12 protein-coding genes are annotated in these 17257 nt (G+C 43.8%); 10 read left to right on the top strand and 2 right to left on the bottom strand.

Features of this window, described 5'->3' with window-relative positions; all coding sequences use genetic code 11:
* Positions 1-14 precede the first annotated feature (14 nt).
* From AB4Z29_RS19915 to AB4Z29_RS19940, 6 genes are all read left to right on the top strand, one after another.
* Positions 15-1508, top strand: coding sequence for a gluconolactonase (locus AB4Z29_RS19915; protein ID WP_441944742.1), 1494 nt, complete (start codon positions 15-17; stop codon positions 1506-1508).
* Positions 1505-2125, top strand: a complete 621-nt coding sequence (locus tag AB4Z29_RS19920) for a Yip1 family protein (protein ID WP_441944743.1) — start codon at positions 1505-1507, stop codon at positions 2123-2125. Before AB4Z29_RS19915 ends, AB4Z29_RS19920 begins: the two co-directional genes overlap by 4 nt.
* 14 nt (positions 2126-2139) lie before the next feature.
* A complete protein-coding gene (locus tag AB4Z29_RS19925; RefSeq protein WP_441944744.1) occupies positions 2140-4719 on the top strand; it encodes a DUF5696 domain-containing protein in 2580 nt (859 codons plus the stop codon).
* Complete coding sequence (locus AB4Z29_RS19930; protein ID WP_441944745.1) at positions 4716-5615, top strand: carbohydrate ABC transporter permease; 900 nt, start codon at positions 4716-4718, stop codon at positions 5613-5615. Before AB4Z29_RS19925 ends, AB4Z29_RS19930 begins: the two co-directional genes overlap by 4 nt.
* A 26-nt stretch (positions 5616-5641) precedes the next feature.
* Entirely contained in the window at positions 5642-6643 is a 1002-nt protein-coding gene (locus AB4Z29_RS19935) for a carbohydrate ABC transporter permease (RefSeq protein WP_441944746.1), read from the top strand.
* A gap of 68 nt (positions 6644-6711) precedes the next feature.
* Positions 6712-7746, top strand: coding sequence for a glycosyl hydrolase (locus AB4Z29_RS19940; protein WP_441944747.1), 1035 nt, complete (start codon positions 6712-6714; stop codon positions 7744-7746).
* A 250-nt stretch (positions 7747-7996) separates the two neighbouring features.
* On the opposite strand, the gene AB4Z29_RS19945 is transcribed toward AB4Z29_RS19940, so the two are convergent.
* Positions 7997-8815, bottom strand: coding sequence for an AraC family transcriptional regulator (locus tag AB4Z29_RS19945; RefSeq protein WP_441944748.1), 819 nt, complete (start codon positions 8813-8815; stop codon positions 7997-7999).
* Between the two features lie 205 nt (positions 8816-9020).
* On the opposite strand from AB4Z29_RS19945, the gene AB4Z29_RS19950 reads away from it, so the two are divergent.
* Positions 9021-11198: an alpha-galactosidase gene (locus AB4Z29_RS19950; RefSeq protein ID WP_441944749.1), complete on the top strand. Its 2178-nt coding sequence runs from the start codon at positions 9021-9023 to the stop codon at positions 11196-11198.
* Positions 11199-11487: 289 nt separating this feature from the next.
* Here AB4Z29_RS19950 and AB4Z29_RS19955 read toward each other — a convergent pair whose 3' ends face one another.
* Positions 11488-11568 (bottom strand): hypothetical protein, encoded by an 81-nt coding sequence (locus tag AB4Z29_RS19955; protein ID WP_441944828.1) that lies wholly within the window; start codon positions 11566-11568, stop codon positions 11488-11490.
* A 424-nt stretch (positions 11569-11992) separates the two neighbouring features.
* Here AB4Z29_RS19955 and AB4Z29_RS19960 point away from each other — a divergent pair, with 424 nt between their 5' ends.
* The 3 genes from AB4Z29_RS19960 to AB4Z29_RS19970 all read left to right on the top strand — a co-directional run bounded on the left by AB4Z29_RS19960 (position 11993) and on the right by AB4Z29_RS19970 (position 17211).
* The gene (locus tag AB4Z29_RS19960; RefSeq protein ID WP_441944750.1) at positions 11993-13774 is read left to right on the top strand and encodes a sensor histidine kinase; all 1782 of its coding nucleotides are present in this window, start codon (positions 11993-11995) and stop codon (positions 13772-13774) included.
* On the top strand, positions 13758-15380 hold the full coding sequence (locus AB4Z29_RS19965) for a response regulator transcription factor (protein ID WP_441944751.1): 1623 nt from the start codon (positions 13758-13760) through the stop codon (positions 15378-15380). The genes AB4Z29_RS19960 and AB4Z29_RS19965 overlap by 17 nt, the downstream gene beginning before the upstream one ends.
* Before the next feature lie 145 nt (positions 15381-15525).
* Positions 15526-17211, top strand: coding sequence for a hypothetical protein (locus AB4Z29_RS19970; protein WP_441944752.1), 1686 nt, complete (start codon positions 15526-15528; stop codon positions 17209-17211).
* Positions 17212-17257 lie beyond the last annotated feature (46 nt).

The following is a 17257-nucleotide window of genomic DNA, read 5'->3' on the forward strand; positions in this document are numbered from 1 at the left end:
AGGGGGAAACGCACATGTCAGCGAAAAAATGGTTTCTCGTCATCGCGGCGGCTTCCCTATTGCTCATTCAAGCTGCGCCTGCACCAGCGTCTGCTGCGTCGACGCCATACGAGAGCTACAATTATAACTTTTGGGAAGAAGCGGTTCCTGCTCCTGCGGCATATGTACCTAAACTTTCGATTTCCGGAGCAGACATTGGCATAGGCGACTTTGTGGAGCCAAGCGATATGGTTGTCTCTTCAAGCGGCATGATCTATGTCGTTGACAGCGGCAACGCTCGCATCGTCAGCTTAAACGACCGGTGGAAAGTTCAGCATTTGTTTAACGGGTACGAGAAAGACGGGGAGACGGTAGGTTTTAAAAATCCATCGGGGCTGTTTGTTGATGAAGAGGAAAATCTTTATATTGCAGATACGGATAATGGCCGAATTGTCGTGCTTTCGAAAGATGGCAAGCTGCTAAAAACCATTGAGCAGCCTGCGTCCGATGTTTTACCGAAGGATTTTAAATTCATCCCGTTAAAGGTGACGGTCGACCGAGCCAAAAGGATCTACGTCGTAGCCAAAGGCATTTACGAAGGCATTATGCAGTTCGATGAAAAAGGCCAATTTATCGGCTATGTCGGTACAAATAAAGTTCAGCGCGACTATACGGAAGTATTTTGGCGCTTGCTTTCGACCAAAGCGCAGAAAGCGCAAATGGTGCTGTTCATCCCAACAGAATTTTCGAATATTGACATTGATGCAAAAGGTTTTGTGTACGCAACAAATATTGATCCTGATTCTAAGGAACCGGTTAAAAGGCTTAACCCTTCAGGTGAAGACGTGCTGAAGCGGTTTGGCTACTTCGATGTCGTAGGCGATATTCGCTACCGTATTGCCGTAGGCCCATCGAAGTTGATCGATGTAAAGGTGATTGGGAACGGCATGTACAGCGTTCTTGACGCTAATCAAGGTAAAGTATTCACCTATAATGACGAGGGCGATTTGCTCTATGTATACGGCGGTAAAGGAAATCAGAACGGTACCTTTAAAATTCCGGTAGCTGTCGAGCATTTGGGCGAAAATCAGCTTGTGCTTGATCGCGGCAAAAGCAATATCGTTGTCTTTGAACCGACGAAGTTTGGTTCCAGCGTAAATAAGGCTGTGAAGCTGCACTATAACGGCGAAGATAAGCAGGCAGTACCGATTTGGCAAGAGGTTCTGCGATTAAACAGCAACTATGATATTGCCTATATAGGCATAGGCAAATCTCTGCTTATGGATAAGAAGAACGGAGAGGCGCTGAAATACTTCAAGCTCGGCATGGATCGGGATAGTTATTCTGTTGCGTACAAAAGGTATCGCAGGGAAGTTATGAAGGAGCATTTTGGAACATTCCTGACAGTACTGTTGGTTTTAGCAGCAGCATGGCTGGCGTTCAGATTGGTAAACTTTCGCAGGCAAAAGAGGATGCTTACGATTTCGAATATCGCTTCGCAAACCCTTAAGGAGGGCAAATCGCTATGAAGCAGGATTTCATCACGTTTCCGCTGCATGTCATCGTCCATCCGTTCGACGGCTTTTGGGATATGAAGTATGACAGCAAAGGAAAAGTAAAGGTTGCCTTGACTTTTYTGCTGCTTGTTATCATTGCCGTTATATTGAGAAATCAGTTTGCTGGGTTTCTCGTCAACTATAACGATCCGCGTTATTTGAATAGCTTGACGCAGCTGGTAACGATCGTATTTCCATTCTTTCTGTGGTGCATATCCAATTGGGCAATAACCACATTGATGGATGGAGAAGGAAAGTTTAAGGAAATCTTGATGGCAACAGGGTATGCGTTAGTTCCACTCGTGATTATAAACGTACCTATGACGATTGCCAGCCGTTTTATGGTTAAGGAAGAAACGGCTTTTTATTATTTGATGATGACGTTATCAACCATATGGTTTTTAGTGCTGCTGTTTGTGGGGACGATGACCGTGCATCAATATTCAGCTTTTAAAACGATTATAACGATGGCGCTGACGGTCATTGTCATGGGAATCATCGTATTTCTAGGTACGCTGGTGTTAAGCATGCTCCAGCAAATGGCGGATTTTTTCATTAACATTTATCGAGAACTCATTTTCCGTACGTAAAGGAGGCCGCATCCGTGAAAAATCGTAAAATGCTGGTTGCGGTGCTGGCCTGTACCGCAGCCATTTGCATTGCCGTCATCTCCGCAATATGGTTTGCGAGTCGTGGAGTTAAAGCCGTTGAAGCAGCCGCTTATATGAAAATGACAACCGAATTAGAGGCAGGAAGCGCGATAAAGGCATTGCCAGATTCATCACAAGGATTACCGGGAATGAAGCTTGTGGCTGACAACTCTGAATTATCGTTGTATTATAACGCCGAAACGACGGAGGTAGCCGTAAGGGATAAGCTGCAAGGCCAGGTTTGGTATAGCAATCCGCCTAATCGGAGTAAGGACACTATCGCTTCAGGCTTTGAGAAAGAGATATTATCATCACAAGTAACTGTTTTATTCCGTGACGCGGTCGGCACATTGGATACCTTCACCAACTTCTCACAAAGCATCAGGAATAAGCAGTTTACGGCCGAAAGCATCGAGAACGGGATTCGTATTACGTATACGATTGGCGATACTTCAATCGGCGTAGATGCTTTGCCGAAATATATAAGCAAAGCCAGAATGGAAGAGAAGGTACTCTCCAAACTCGATAAAACAACGGCCAAATATGTCGGGCTTCGCTATTATCCGAAAGAGGATAATCCGGATATTTTAGAACGTCTGGACGCGCAGGTGTCCAAGCAGCTCGTGCTGAACAAAATGACGGCTGCTTTTGCGAAGGCGGGCTATACTGAGGAAGATCTTGCTTTTGACAATCAGGAAAATGGAGGGGCAAGCGCAGGCGGATCGTCCAAGCCGAATTTCGTTATTCCTTTAGAATACCGTATTGACGGCGGTTCACTGGTTGCATCCGTTCCGGTCAATCAAGTCAAAGAAAGCGGCGAATATCAAATTCGCAGCATAGAACTGCTTAACTTTTTTGGAGCGGCGGATAAAGAGAATGAAGGCTACATGTTCGTGCCGGACGGAACGGGCAGCCTGATTCATTTAAACAACGGTAAAGTGAAGGAAGAGCAATACGTGCAGAAGGTGTATGGCTCTGATCCGAACGATAACAGCTTCAGGCGCGGCCAAGTGAGCGAGAGCGCCCGAATGCCTGTATTCGGAATGAAGGCAGGCAGCGCTGCATGGTTTGCCGTTATTGAGGAAGGCGATGCGGTCGCCAGCATATCGGCAGATATTAGCGGCAAAAAAAATTCCTACAATTATATTCATAGCAGCTATACGCTGCGCGGTGAAGACGAGCTGGAACTTTATACGGGTTCTACCATCCAAGAGATTCAACTTCTGAATGAAGAAATTTATAAGGGCGATATTCAAATCCGCTATAGTTTTCTCTCTGGCGTCAAGGCGAGCTATTCGGGAATGGCAGAGCTTTACCGCGACAGGCTCGTTGAGGAGGAAAAGCTCCAGCCAATAAAGGAAGATCAAAAAATTCCATTTTATCTGGATATTCTAGGAGCCGTCGACAAAAAAAAATCGTTTCTTGGCGTTCCTTACAGTTCCGTCATTTCGATGACCTCCTTTGAGCAAGCCTCTCAAATGGCTGAGCAATTGAAAGCGGACGGAATCGATCGGCTGATGATGCGGTATACAGGCTGGTTCGGCAACGGCGTCAATCATCAAACGCCTGATAAGCTGAAAGTAGACCGCGAGCTTGGGAGCAAATCGGATTTCATAGATTTATCGAAGCAGCTGGTACAGTTAGGCGGGATGTTGTTCCCGGATGTCGCTTTCCAACAAATTTATCATGATGACGGCGGGTTTACGCCTTCCTCCGATGCTTCAAGATTCGTTACTCGCGAAGAAGCGGAGCTACATCCATACAATAGGGCGCTGAGCCGAATGGACATGATGCGGGGCTCTTACTATTTGTTATCGCCGGCAAAGCTTCCTTATTACGTGGATACTTTTATGAATAAGTATGAATCGTTTGGGATGCAAGGATTAGCGCTTCGCGACCTTGGCAGCTTGCTAAGCTCTGATTATCGCTCAAGCAGAGTGATTCAACGCGAAACGGCCAAAAAAATCGTGGAGGAACAGCTTGAAAACATCGAAGAGAGTATTGATCAGGTGATGCTTTCTGGAGGTAATGCTTATACTTGGCCATTTGCAGATCATTTGATTAATGTGCCGACGGGATCGAGCGGGTTCGTCATAACGGATGAGGAAGTTCCTTTTTACCAAATGGTCATTCACGGTTATTTGGACTATTCGGGAGGCGCGGTTAATCTGGATGACGAACAGGATTTGCAGCGTCAGCTGCTACGGTCTATCGAGCTTGGATCGGCACCGCATTTTGCATGGAGTTATGAATCGTCTTCGAAATTGAAATTCACTCATTTTGATAGGATGTTCTCTACCTATTACAAAGATTGGTACGAGCAAGCGGTGTCGATGTACAAGGAAGTGAATGACGTCCTCTCCGGAGTAGAAGCCGTACAAATGGTAAACCATATTCGCCATCAAGAAGGCGTGGTTGAGGTGCAATACAGCAATGGGCAATCGATTATCATAAATTACACCGACAAAAAAGTCATTGTTAATGGCAATACGGTCGAAGCTCAAAACTATTGGGTAGGGAGTGAACGTTCATGAACGGATATAAGCTAGCTTTACGGCATAAGCGCTCACTTCTAGGTTTGGCATTTATATTCCCATGGTTGCTTGGGTTCGTATTCATGTTCGCGACGCCGCTGATCCAATCCATCCGATTTAGCTTCAGCAAATTAACGGTAAATCCAAGCGGTTTTATGCTGGAGCCGGTGGGGTGGGCCAACTTTAAAGAAGCCTTGTTCGTTGATGCTACCTTTAATCGGATATTGACGCAGTCGGTTTCGGAAATGGTGCTAAACGTGCCGATGATTTTATTTTTCAGCCTTTTCTCAGCTACGCTTCTAAATCAGAAGTTCCGGGGAAGAGTACTCGCGCGAGCCATATTTTTTCTGCCGGTCATACTCGCTTCCAATGCGATATCGGCAGCCGAGACGGCGGGATTAATCAATTTGGTAGGCGATTCAACCGTCGTCAATGAAATGGGCGAGACCTCTTCTACGTACAATATTATGTCCATGGTCATGATCCTAAGCGATATCGGGTTGCCGCTTTCTTTCGTTGATTATATCGTTCAAGCCATTACAAGAATATATGACATTATTACTAGCTCGGGCGTTCAGATTCTTATTTTCCTAGCTGCTCTGCAATCTGTTCCAGGAGCGATGTATGAGGTAGCCAAGATGGAAGGGGCAACGGCATACGAATCATTTTGGAAAATTACATTCCCGTTAGTTAGCCCGCTAATCCTGACAAATGTCATCTATACGATTATTGATTCATTTACGGGAAGCGCAGTGACCGATATGATTTTCTCCACAGCGTTCACGACGCAAAATTTCGGACTCAGTGCTGCAATGTCTTGGATATATACGATAATCATAAGTGTCATTTTGGTCATAATCGGCGTACTGCTATCGAGAAGAGTGCATTACAACTGAGTTAAAAGCAAAGGAGGAGGCTGCATATGGAGGCTTCACAAGCTGCTCGCACCGAGGACAATAAATATCGGCTGCTGAAAATAAAAAATAAAACGATCGATACCTTGTACGCCTTTTTTCGTTATGCACTTGTTATCGGTATATCGTTCATCATTATTTACCCACTGCTCATGAAGTTTTCTGTAGCTTTCAAAGACAAAATCGATATATACAATCCAACGATTTACATGGTACCCGTCAACTTTACACTCGACAACATTAAGATGGCCATGGAAATTCTGAACTACTTTCCGCTTCTTGGGAATACTTTGGTATTCGTCATCGTGACCACATTGTTAACAACCGCTTCCTGCGCATTGGCAGGGTACGGCTTCGCCCGGTTCTCCTTCCCGGGCAGCAACTTGTTGTTCGCTTTGGTCATCCTGACGATTCTTGTTCCGACTAGCACGCTAATGGTACCGATGTATCTTCATTTTAGAAGCTTTGACATTCTTGGCGTGCTTCATTTATTTACTGGCAAGCAAGGCGTTAATTTGCTGAATACGTATTGGCCTTCGATCATTACTTCGGCGACTGCGATCGGACTGAAAGCGGGATTGTTCATTTATATTTTCCGCCAGTTTTTTAAAGGGATGCCAAAGGAAATCGAGGAAGCTGCATTGATCGACGGTGCTGGCGGCGTGAAAACATTTTTAAAAATCATGCTGCCAAACGCAGTGCCGCCGATGATTACGGTCGTATTGTTTTGCTTCGTTTGGCAATATAACGATACCTTTTTCACTTCCTTATTTATGAGTGAATCTGCTCTTATGCCGATTAAAATATCGACATTATCCGCCCAAGCGAATGCATTGATTCCAGGATTGATGGGTGCCATAAGCGGCGCCAACGTGAAGGCCGATCCGAACCATGTGGCGATGATTATTGACACGGGCATTTTGCTCGCTATCATTCCGCTTATCATTCTGTATTTGGTCGTTCAGCGTTATTTTGTTGAGAGTGTCGAGCGCAGCGGCATTATCGGTTAGCGCATTTCTTGCTTTGCATAGAATGAAAAACATAAACAGAAGACTAAGAGAAAGGTGAGAAACCAGAAATGTTGAATACGGAAGGACGATCGCGTTTTAATGTACAGCCTAACCTTGTAAATCCGAATGCTGATGAAAATACTCAAAGGCTGATGACGTATTTGTGCGACATTTATGGTACCCGCATACTGACCGGCCAGCAAATTGGGGTAGTGTCCACACCAGAGCTTGAAATCCTGCATGAAGTTACGGGTAAATATCCAGCCGTATACGGCTTTGATTTCATGAATTATTCCCCCTCGCGCACAGAGCGCGGGGCAGAATGCTCCGATACAGATATCGCTATCGATTGGTGGCAAAGCGGAGGCATCGTCACCTTTTGCTGGCATTGGAATGCGCCGAAGGATTTAATTGATTTGCCGCCGGACAGAACTTGGGGAAGCGGCTTTTATACGAAAGCAACGACGTTTGACGTTCATAAGGCGATGGCTGATGAAGATTCCGAGGATTATAAGCTGCTTATTAGGGATATTGACGCTATTTCCATCCAGCTGCATAGGCTTCAGGATGCAGGAGTGCCGGTACTGTGGAGACCGCTGCACGAGGCATCGGGAGGTTGGTTTTGGTGGGGGGCGAAAGGGGCTGACCCATGCGTTCGGCTGTGGAAGCTAATGTATGAGCGAATGACGAATATGCATAAGCTGAACCATTTAATTTGGGTGTGGAACGGCCAGCATGCGGATTGGTATCCGGGGGATGAATACGTCGACATTATTGGTGAAGATATATATCCGCCTGATCGAAATTACGAGTCGCAGCTTGACCGTTTTCAGACGGCTCTCTCTTATACGGCGATGAACAAAATAATTGCTTTATCCGAAAACGGAACTATTCCTGACCCGGATCTCATGCTGCGGGATCAAGCCCTTTGGGCATGGAATTGCACGTGGTACGGCACTTTTGTCTACAATACGGTGGATGGTCGCAAAGTATATGCAGAAAAGTATACGGAGCTAGACCAACTCATTAAATTTTACCATCACCCCTTCTCCATAACGAAGGACGAACTGCCAAATCTTCACAACTATCCGTTGCGGGATTAACGTATGGCGGCAGGGCTCGGTAAGGCCCTGCCGGGTTCGGATTTCGAGTTTGGCAGGTTCTGATTTACAGAGAAGATGGACTAAGGTCTGATAATGAAGCGACTGCAGTGCCGAACGCTCATCTTGACAGTGGGCAGTGAGCAAGCCGGTGTACCCCAATAGGAGCAGCGGCGAAGCTTAGTAGAAGAACTTAGTGCGAGCCTTCGTCTGCTGGATGGGACCGACGTGATTACGGTAAACGGACGAATGATCATTCAGTTTCAGCACGATAATGCTTAGGGGAAGCTCCTTTAATCTTTTTAAACATTTTGGAGAAGAGCAAAGGGTCATTGTAGCCGACGGAGCGGGAGATATCACCTATCGTCAACTCAACGTTCCCCATCATTTCACATGCTTTTTGGATCCTAATACGAATTAAGTATTCCTGAATACTAGTATTCATTTGTTGTTTGAATAACGAACATAGATAGCTGCGATTGAGTCCGATTATGCTGGCAATGTCTCCAATGGTAATTTTCTGAGCAAAGTTAGTTTCGATGATTTCCTTTACCTTTTCAACGTAAATTTCCGCACGACTTTCCTTTTGCTCTATAGGCGTTACTGGACCAGATTCTGCAAGCAGGGATAATAATAGGTAAAGCAAACCGGTCAGTCTGGTTTCTTTCGTTTTATGATTTTCATTGGGCTCTGCCATTAACTTCAAATATTTGTGAATCATATCGTCTTTACCACAGTTGAGAATGGGGCATTCCCTCGTTAATCCTGCTTGCTTGAGGAGCAATTCTGCCAATGTTCCGTCAAAACCAAACCAGCAATAAGACCAAGGGCTTCTGGAATCGGCTTGATAATAAGTAATGACAGCTGGGCTAATAAGAAAACCCTGACCCTTCTGAAGCCGGTATTTGTTTCCGTCGACTTCAAAGATTCCTTCTCCGTCCAAAATATAATGAAGAAGAAAATGACTTCTTATGGCTGGCCCAAAAAAATGACTTGGAATACATTCTTCAATGCCAAATTGTGTTAAATACAATTCAGTGTGCTGTTTGCTTCGTGACAAATACTCAATCATGGTAGATCCCCTTCATATTAAATTCCAAGCATTATAACATAACTAGTGAGCATCAAGCTATGTACGTAATATTAAGTATTGATATATTATTCCTGTATAGTTGACAAAGCATCAATTAATTAGTGCCAAGCTTAAAACCATATTTTATTTTGAAAATATATTAAAACATTTGCTCTAAGAGGGTAGTGTTGAGAGGAGAAGTTTAATGGGCATCATTGTTCAAGAGAATACGGGGCTTTTTCACCTGCAGTCGGTCGGCATGAGTTATCTTATTCAAATTAAGGATGGATATCCTGTCCATGTATATTGGGGGGGCAACCTGATGCATAGGGAACCCATGGCGGATTTATTAATTCATACTCCCGAGAAGGCTGGATTGGATCGCTTATTCCAAGAATACCCTCAATACGGGAGCGGGGATTTTCGTAACCCGGCATATCAAGTAGAGCTTGAGGATGGAACCCGAATTACGGAGTTAAAGTACGAAGGTTATAAGCTCATTAAGGGGAAGCCTTCATTAGCTGGACTTCCAGCCGTTTACGTAGAAAATGAAACCGAAGCAGAGACTTTGGAGTTGGAGCTGAAGGATGCCTATTCGGGTCTAAAAGTTGTCCTTATCTATACTGTTTTTGTTGATCGGAATGTCATTATCCGTTCTGCGCGGTTCAGTAATGAAGGGGAAAAGAAGCTTAGGCTTCTCCGTGCTTTAAGTGCAAGTGTAGACTTCCCGGATAAAGAGGATTTAGAAATCATCTATCTCACCGGAGCCTGGGCTCGAGAGGGTAATATAACCCGTAGAGCGTTACATCAAGGTGAAACTCGAATCGATAGCAAGAGAGGCATGAGCAGCCATCAGTTAAACCCCTTTTACGCGTTGGTAACTCCGGAAACAACAGAAAACCATGGTGAGGCTTACGGCTTCAGCTTAGTATACAGCGGTGGATTTGAAGCGGTAGCTGAAGTGGATTCATTCGGCTCTACGCGAATTAGCATGGGAGTGAATTCCTTTGATTTCACATGGCTATTGAATCCAAGTGATAGTTTCCAAACACCGGAAGTCGTTATGGTTTACTCTAAGCAAGGGTTGGGCGATATGTCGCGTACTTATCATCGCTTGTACCGGACAAGGCTATGTCGAGGGGAATATCGGGATAAAGAGCGGCCGATTCTAGTCAATAACTGGGAGGCTACTTATTTTAATTTTAATGCTGAAAAGTTGTTAGCAATAGCGGAAGAAGGGGAGAAGCTAGGAATTGAACTGTTCGTCTTGGATGACGGCTGGTTCGGCAAGAGGGATTCGGATAATTCATCTCTTGGTGATTGGTTCGAGGATCGCCGGAAGCTGCCGGACGGACTTGCGGATGTGGCGGAACGCATTAATCGACTTGGGCTTCAATTCGGACTTTGGTTTGAACCCGAGATGATATCGCCGGACAGCGATCTTTACCGTGAGCATCCGGACTGGTGTCTTCATGTTCCTGGACGCAGGCGCAGCGAAGCAAGGTGGCAACTCGTGCTGGATTATACTCGAAAGGAAGTTCGAGATTATATTTACGACTCCCTTTCAGCGATCTTCTCCAGCGTGCCGGTTTCTTATGTGAAATGGGACATGAACCGTGCTTTAACTGAAATGGGTTCCGCTTCACTGCCCTCTGAACGTCAATCGGAGACTTCCCATCGTTATGTTTTAGGATTGTACGAGCTGTTGGAACGCATCACCACGGCATATCCGAATATTTTGTTTGAGAGTTGCTCAAGTGGAGGAGGCCGCTTCGATCCTGGAATGCTCTACTACATGCCTCAAACATGGACAAGTGATAATACGGATGCTGTAGAAAGGTTAAAGATACAATACGGTACCAGCCTTGTTTACCCTGTAAGCGCAATTGGAGCTCATGTATCAGCCGTACCTAACCACCAAGTTGGACGGATTACGCCACTTGATTTTCGAGGGAACGTCGCTATGTCTGGAAACTTTGGATATGAGCTTGATCTAACCAAATTCAGCAATGAAGAAAAAGAGATCGTCAAAAATCAAGTCATCACCTACAAGCAAATTCGTGGTTTAGTTCAAAAAGGCGATATGTATCGCTTGAAGAGTCCATTTGAAGGGAACGAATCAGCTTGGATGTTTGTATCCGAAGACAAAGAGGAAGCCGTTGTGTACTATTTCCAAGTGATGGCCGTGCCGAATGCAAGGCGAAGAACCTTGCGGCTTGATGGGCTTAACCCGGAACTTGAATACGAAGTTTGGTCAGGTGACGATGGTGAAAAGTCAAGCTATGGAGGAGACAGGCTCATGCAATTAGGACTACACCTTGCTTATCATCAGAAAGACTATGAAAGTGGATCGTTTAGACTTAAAGCAATTAAGCTTGGGTAAGACTCCATTAAATGTTCTTGAGAACTTGCAATTGACTGATGTCCCTCGAAAACATTCGAAAAGAGTATAGAACGAAATTCATCATGTCCAGAAGCGACGAGCAGTTCGAAGCAACCTGGATTTCCGCGATGCCCTTGAGAAACGTGGGCACTGGACTGAAATAAAGCAAGAATGGCAGGAGCAATATGAAGTATTTCTGAAAGAGCAAGGATAGCTATAAATGATGAGGGAGCAACCCTTGTAGTGAACTTCACTTCGTCAAGTAGACAAAACAATAAATAAAAATCAATTAAGCGGCCTTAGTTCTGTATTTCATCGGACTGAGGCCGTTTGGTTTTGCTTTTAACCGTTCGTTAATGTAAAAGTGAATATAGTCTGCGGGGTATCTTGCGCTTTAAAGCTACAGGGACAAATTTCTGTTTTCCATTTTTTTGATTATGAACAGTGCTGAAAAATGTCGTGTGGTGCATTTATAAGCTGGGAACGCGTATGTACGATTTCAATCAAGACCAATTCGATGTCAGCATCCGCAACACGGCTAAAGTTGAGCTTAGAGATTTTGTTTAATTCGATGCCCAGCCGTTTAGGTATGCTTGTGGAATATAAAAAATGCGGGATTTCCAACAGCGAGACTACTGAGTTCTCTTAGTAGTTTTTTTGCGCGAATCTTTAATAGTAAGTGGGCTAGACGGATATCGGAAATATGAAAGTGAAGTCGGAATTGTCTCATTGTTACACATCTTAAGTGATGGGTATAATGAAATATTACATTGTAGGATGGAAAGGAGACGGAGATGAAACTTTCACAAAAAGTTTGGCAATCTTCGGTTTACAAGCGGCTAATCATTGCCTTTATTATTGCAACGATACCCATATATATCCTTGCCGGCATCTTATACAGCTGGGCATCAAATTTACTTCGCCAGGATATTATGGACTCAGCTAAAACTCAGTCCGAGAATTATTTAAGGGAGCTAAATGATACGATTAGCCGTTTTAACTCGCTTCAGTACGATATGCTAAATGATAACTATCTGAATAAGTTAGTTAATACATACGACATTCTTGAGTCATATCGTCGAATAGAACTTATTCACTTCTTGCGATCCAAGCTTGTCTCCATGCGCAATAGCAGTGAATTAATCGTTGACACTCGTCTGTACCTTCCCGGAATTAACGTGGAAATTTCGGCGGTCGATGGGTATGGACATTTGAAAGATGAGGACGTGCCTGTTGAGAAGCTTCATGATCCTTATAATGTTATCAGTTATAATAATAAACTGCTCATCGTGGCTTATCCATTGGAAAGCGAGTTTGACACCATCCCAAACATAATAATTGAAATGGAATTGCGGCCGAGCGAGATTCAGCGCGGTTTTCAAGCTGCGTTAAAAAAGGACTATTCAGGAGCACTGATTTTGGGATTGGGTACGAATGCTGAAAATATGTACATAATCAATGATGAGAAGTTGGAAGAGCCAATTAGAAATCATTACGGACGGTCGTTGCCATCTAAACAAGCAACGGGTAGACAGCCTCCGGCCAAACTTGATCAAACCTATATTTTCACACATTCCAGCCTTATGGATAGCAGCTTATACGTAGACCATTACTTATATAAACCAACTATGTTTAAAACGATTTCGGAGTATTACAAATGGTTCTGGTTGTTTTTCTGCATGACCATCCTAATGGTCGCCTTATATCTGTATTATATCAACAAAATCATTAATAAACCTATGGTCAAGCTTGTAAGAGCATTTAAACGAATCGAGGAAGGTAATTTAGAGCTGAATATCCGGCATGATAAAGAAGACGAATTCGGTTATATATATGAACGTTTCAATGAAATGCTGATTAATTTGAAAATCTCGATAGATGAAGTTTACAACCAGCGAATTCATTTGCAGAATGCAGAGCTGAAACAATTACAGTCGCAGATCAATCCACATTTTCTTTATAATTGCCTATTCAGCATCATTCGTCTCATTAAGATGGAAAAAGATGATGAAGCTGTGAATTTTACCAATCAGTTGGCTAAATATTTTCAGTTCATTACTCGTAATTCGAGAGATATGGTACCGCTCGAAAATGAAGTCGCTCATGCACGTAACTACGTCATGCTTCAGTTAGCAAGATTCTCAGACCGTGTTTCCGTTGAATTTGAAGAATTACCGGCAAGTCTTAAGCCATATTCGGTGCCTCGACTAATTATTCAGCCATTAGTGGAGAATGCATTTGTTCATGGATTAGAGAACGTTCTGGAAGGAGGTATTCTCAGAGTGACGTTTGTGGATGTACCGGAACATGAAAGGTTTGTTATTGTCGTCGAAGATAACGGGGAGAATAGCGAAGAAGGATTAGAAAGGCTTTCTGCTCTAGTAATGGACGAGCAGAATAAACAGATTACGCAAGAAATTACAGGCATTCTGAATGTCCACAAAAGGCTCCGTTATAAATATGGTCCGGAGAGTGGGATCAAGGTTGGCAGGAGCGAATTAGGCGGCGTCAAAATAGAGTTAATCATTAATCCGAAAGCGGTGACTGCGGATGTATCGAATGCTAATCGTGGATGATGAGAAGTTGATTCTGGACGGCTTGTATGAATTATTCTTGGAAATGGAAGGACACAGACTTGAACTATATAAGGCTTCGACTGCATTAGAAGCCTTAAAAACCATGTCCGAAAAACGTTTCGACATCCTGTTGACTGATATTAAAATGCCTAAGATGTCAGGATTAGAACTCGGTGATCGGGTTAAGCAAAGTTGGCCGGAGTGCAAATTAATATTTTTAACCGGCTTTGATGAATTTAATTACATTCACCATGCAATAAAGCAAGGTGCAGAAAATTATGTCTTGAAGTCCGAGGGTGACGAGGCAATCCTTGAGGTCGTTCGCAAATCGATAGCCCTGCTTGACGAACAACAGAAGATGGGAATGCTAATTAAGCAAGCACGCGAAATACAAAGGGAACAAGTCGCACACCATCGAGCCATTTATCTATCTGACTTGTTAGATGGCATGTTGTCGCAGTCAGAGTTTAATCAGCCAACGCTGGAAGGGCTAGGTATTAGACTCTCTATGGATAGCCCAATTTCTATGGCAATAGCCAGAATGGATTTAGCCAGCTCGAAGATGCGTCTACCAGAAAAGGATCTCCTATTCACGGCATTGCATTCCGTTAACGTTCGTTTATTATCGCCCTATCTAAAGTTTACGGATGTTAGCTACAGTCGGGAGTATTACGTTATTTTCATTCAAGATCGCGAAAACTCTTTTCAGACACTAGAGGGGCTAATGACTTTCTTGCACGGCTCACTCGAAACGATTCAACAGACAGTGGAAAAATCCACAGGACATACGTTCTCGTTCGCTCTTACCGAAAGAGCAATCGAATGGAAGGATGTGGCTAAACAGTTTATCGTGCTTAAGGCCTTTTTGTCACGCTATTTTGATGCCAAACAAATTATTGTAACGGAAAAGAATGTGCAGTCGAAAGTGAAGCAATACGAAGACGATGTGCGTGGCTTCATAGAAGTATTCCATAAACGTGCGAATGCGCTAGATACTTATATTGAATCAGGACGCAAGGATGAGGTTCAGATGATTCTCACTGAACTTGCCTCATTTACAGAATGGGAAGCCATAGATGAGATGAGGTACCTGGAGTTGTATTACGCGGTAGCGCTTCGGATTTTGTCATCAGCAAACAAAATAGGTTTAGACCGTGATTCTACTGCTGCTCCGCATCTTATCAAGCTTTTACAGCCTTCTTCATTTCATTCTCGCAAGGAAGGGCTTGATTTACTTCAACATATCGTTAATTTATTTCATCATTATCACGCAGAACAGTCCTCGAAGATGCGCGTGGATGTATTAGGTACAATCATTCAATATATCGTTGATCATTTAGATGGGGACCTTTCGGTAACAAAACTTGCTGAACAAGTTTACTTGAATCCAGATTATCTATCAAGAATGTTCAAACAATCGAAAGGCCTAACAATAACCGAATACATCGCGGCGTTAAAGGTTCAAAAAGCTAAGGAAATGCTTTCCGATCCGCGTATGCTAGTTCAAGACATTGCTAAGACGCTAGGATTTACATCGGCGGGTTATTTTAGCCGTTTTTTTAAGAAGGAAACGGGACAAACCCCACAGGAGTTCCGAACAACCTAAAACTCGAGTTGGAATTGCATATTCACGACAACCATTCATGGAAGTCGGAATAATACAAGGATAATCGGAAATTTGAAATCGTTTTCTATTGCGCAGAAAAGTATGATTATCTTGTAAGCAATCAGGACTGAATGGGGGAGCAAGCATGAACTACAGAAAACAGAAAGTGTTTACAATGGTATCCGCAGTTACGCTGAGTATCGCTCTGCTGGCGGGATGCAGCACGAACAATGCAAACCAGACAACAAATAATGGGGGCAATAATAGCGTCAGTACGGAGACGAATACTCCTATTGATCCTATGGCTAAGTTTGATCCGCCAATCGAATTAACCGTTGGGGTGGCGATCGGAGATCCAATGGCTGACGATTTTACAGAAGAAAAATGGGAAAATAGCGTATGGATTAAAGCCTATCGGGATGAACTGGGCATTATAATCAAGCCTCTTTGGTACACGAAGGGTACTGACGCAAGTAAACAAAAAATGAGCGTTGCCATTGCGTCTGGTGATATTCCTGATCTTATCGGCGTTAGCACGGAACAACTCGCTACATTGTCCAGAACGAAACTGTATACCGATTTATCAGAAGTGTATGAAAACTACGCGACATCATTAACGAAGGGAATCATTACGGAGGAAGGTAATTCGGCTCTGGAGTCCGCTACCTTCGGAGGAAAGCTCATTGCGATTCCGGGAACGAATTCGGCAATCGACGGCGCCTCCTTCCTGTGGGCTAGGCAAGACTGGCTGGATAAGCTTGGACTTCCAGCTCCAAAAACGACAGATGAACTTTATACAGCTATCAAAGCAGTTGTAGAAAAGGATCCTGACGGCAATGGTAAAAACGATACCGTTGGTCTGATGATGAACAAAGATTTTCTATCGCCGGGCTTGGCAGAAGCAATTGGTTTATTCAATGCATTTGATGCATATCCGAAAACTTGGGTCCGCGGAGAAGATGGCAAGCTTGTTTACGGCAGTGCATTACCTGAGGTGAAAGACGCTCTAACCTATCTAAATAAACTTTATACAGAAGGATTAATTGAGAAAGATTTTGCAGCTAAGGATTCAAACAAAGCAGCCGAATTGGCTGCTGCAGGACGAGTTGGTTTCAATATCGGCGCAATGTGGAACGGGATGTTTCCACTTCAGCAAACAAAGGATAACTTCCCGGATTCCAATTGGCTGGCAAATCCGATTGTTTCCAAAGACGATCAGCCAGCCAATCCTCAAATCAAGCTGAATGTGGAGAACTACTATGTGATGCGCAGCGGGTACGAGCACCCAGAAGCCATTATGAAGCTGATTAATTTCTGGACAGAGCTGAATTACGGGGATACTTCTCAAGAGGAGTATGACAAATTTCTAGGTCCTGCTCCGGCTCCAGGTCATCACTGGACGGTGGCGAAAGCATGGAAAGCGCAAAAAAATCTCCAAGCGCATCTAAAGCTTAAAGAAGCGTTCAAAACAGGAGATACTTCCAAGCTTAATGCAGAGGAAAAGGGATATTATGACAATATCCAAAAATATAAAGCCGGAGACAACGCCAATGCCCAATTCGAGAAGGTATTCGGCGAAACCGGTTCTTTCAAATCCATGAATGAGTATGTAACCAACAATTTATTCAAAATGGACGAGTTCTATGGGGCTTCGACTGACGTCATGAAAAATCGTCTCAAAACGATTGAACAAGCGGTCATAGAGTATTACACAAAAGTGATTATGGGATCGGATTCGGTTAATAACTTTGAGAAATTCGTTAGCCAATTGAACCAGTTGGGTCTTGAAGAGGTAACGAAGGAAGTTAATGATTGGGATGCAGCGAAGTAATTATCGATAAGTAACGGTGGAGGAGGAGGACCTCGGTCATTCCTCC

The organism is Paenibacillus sp. 2TAB23 (assembly GCF_052115165.1).
Taxonomy (GTDB): domain Bacteria; phylum Bacillota; class Bacilli; order Paenibacillales; family Paenibacillaceae; genus Pristimantibacillus.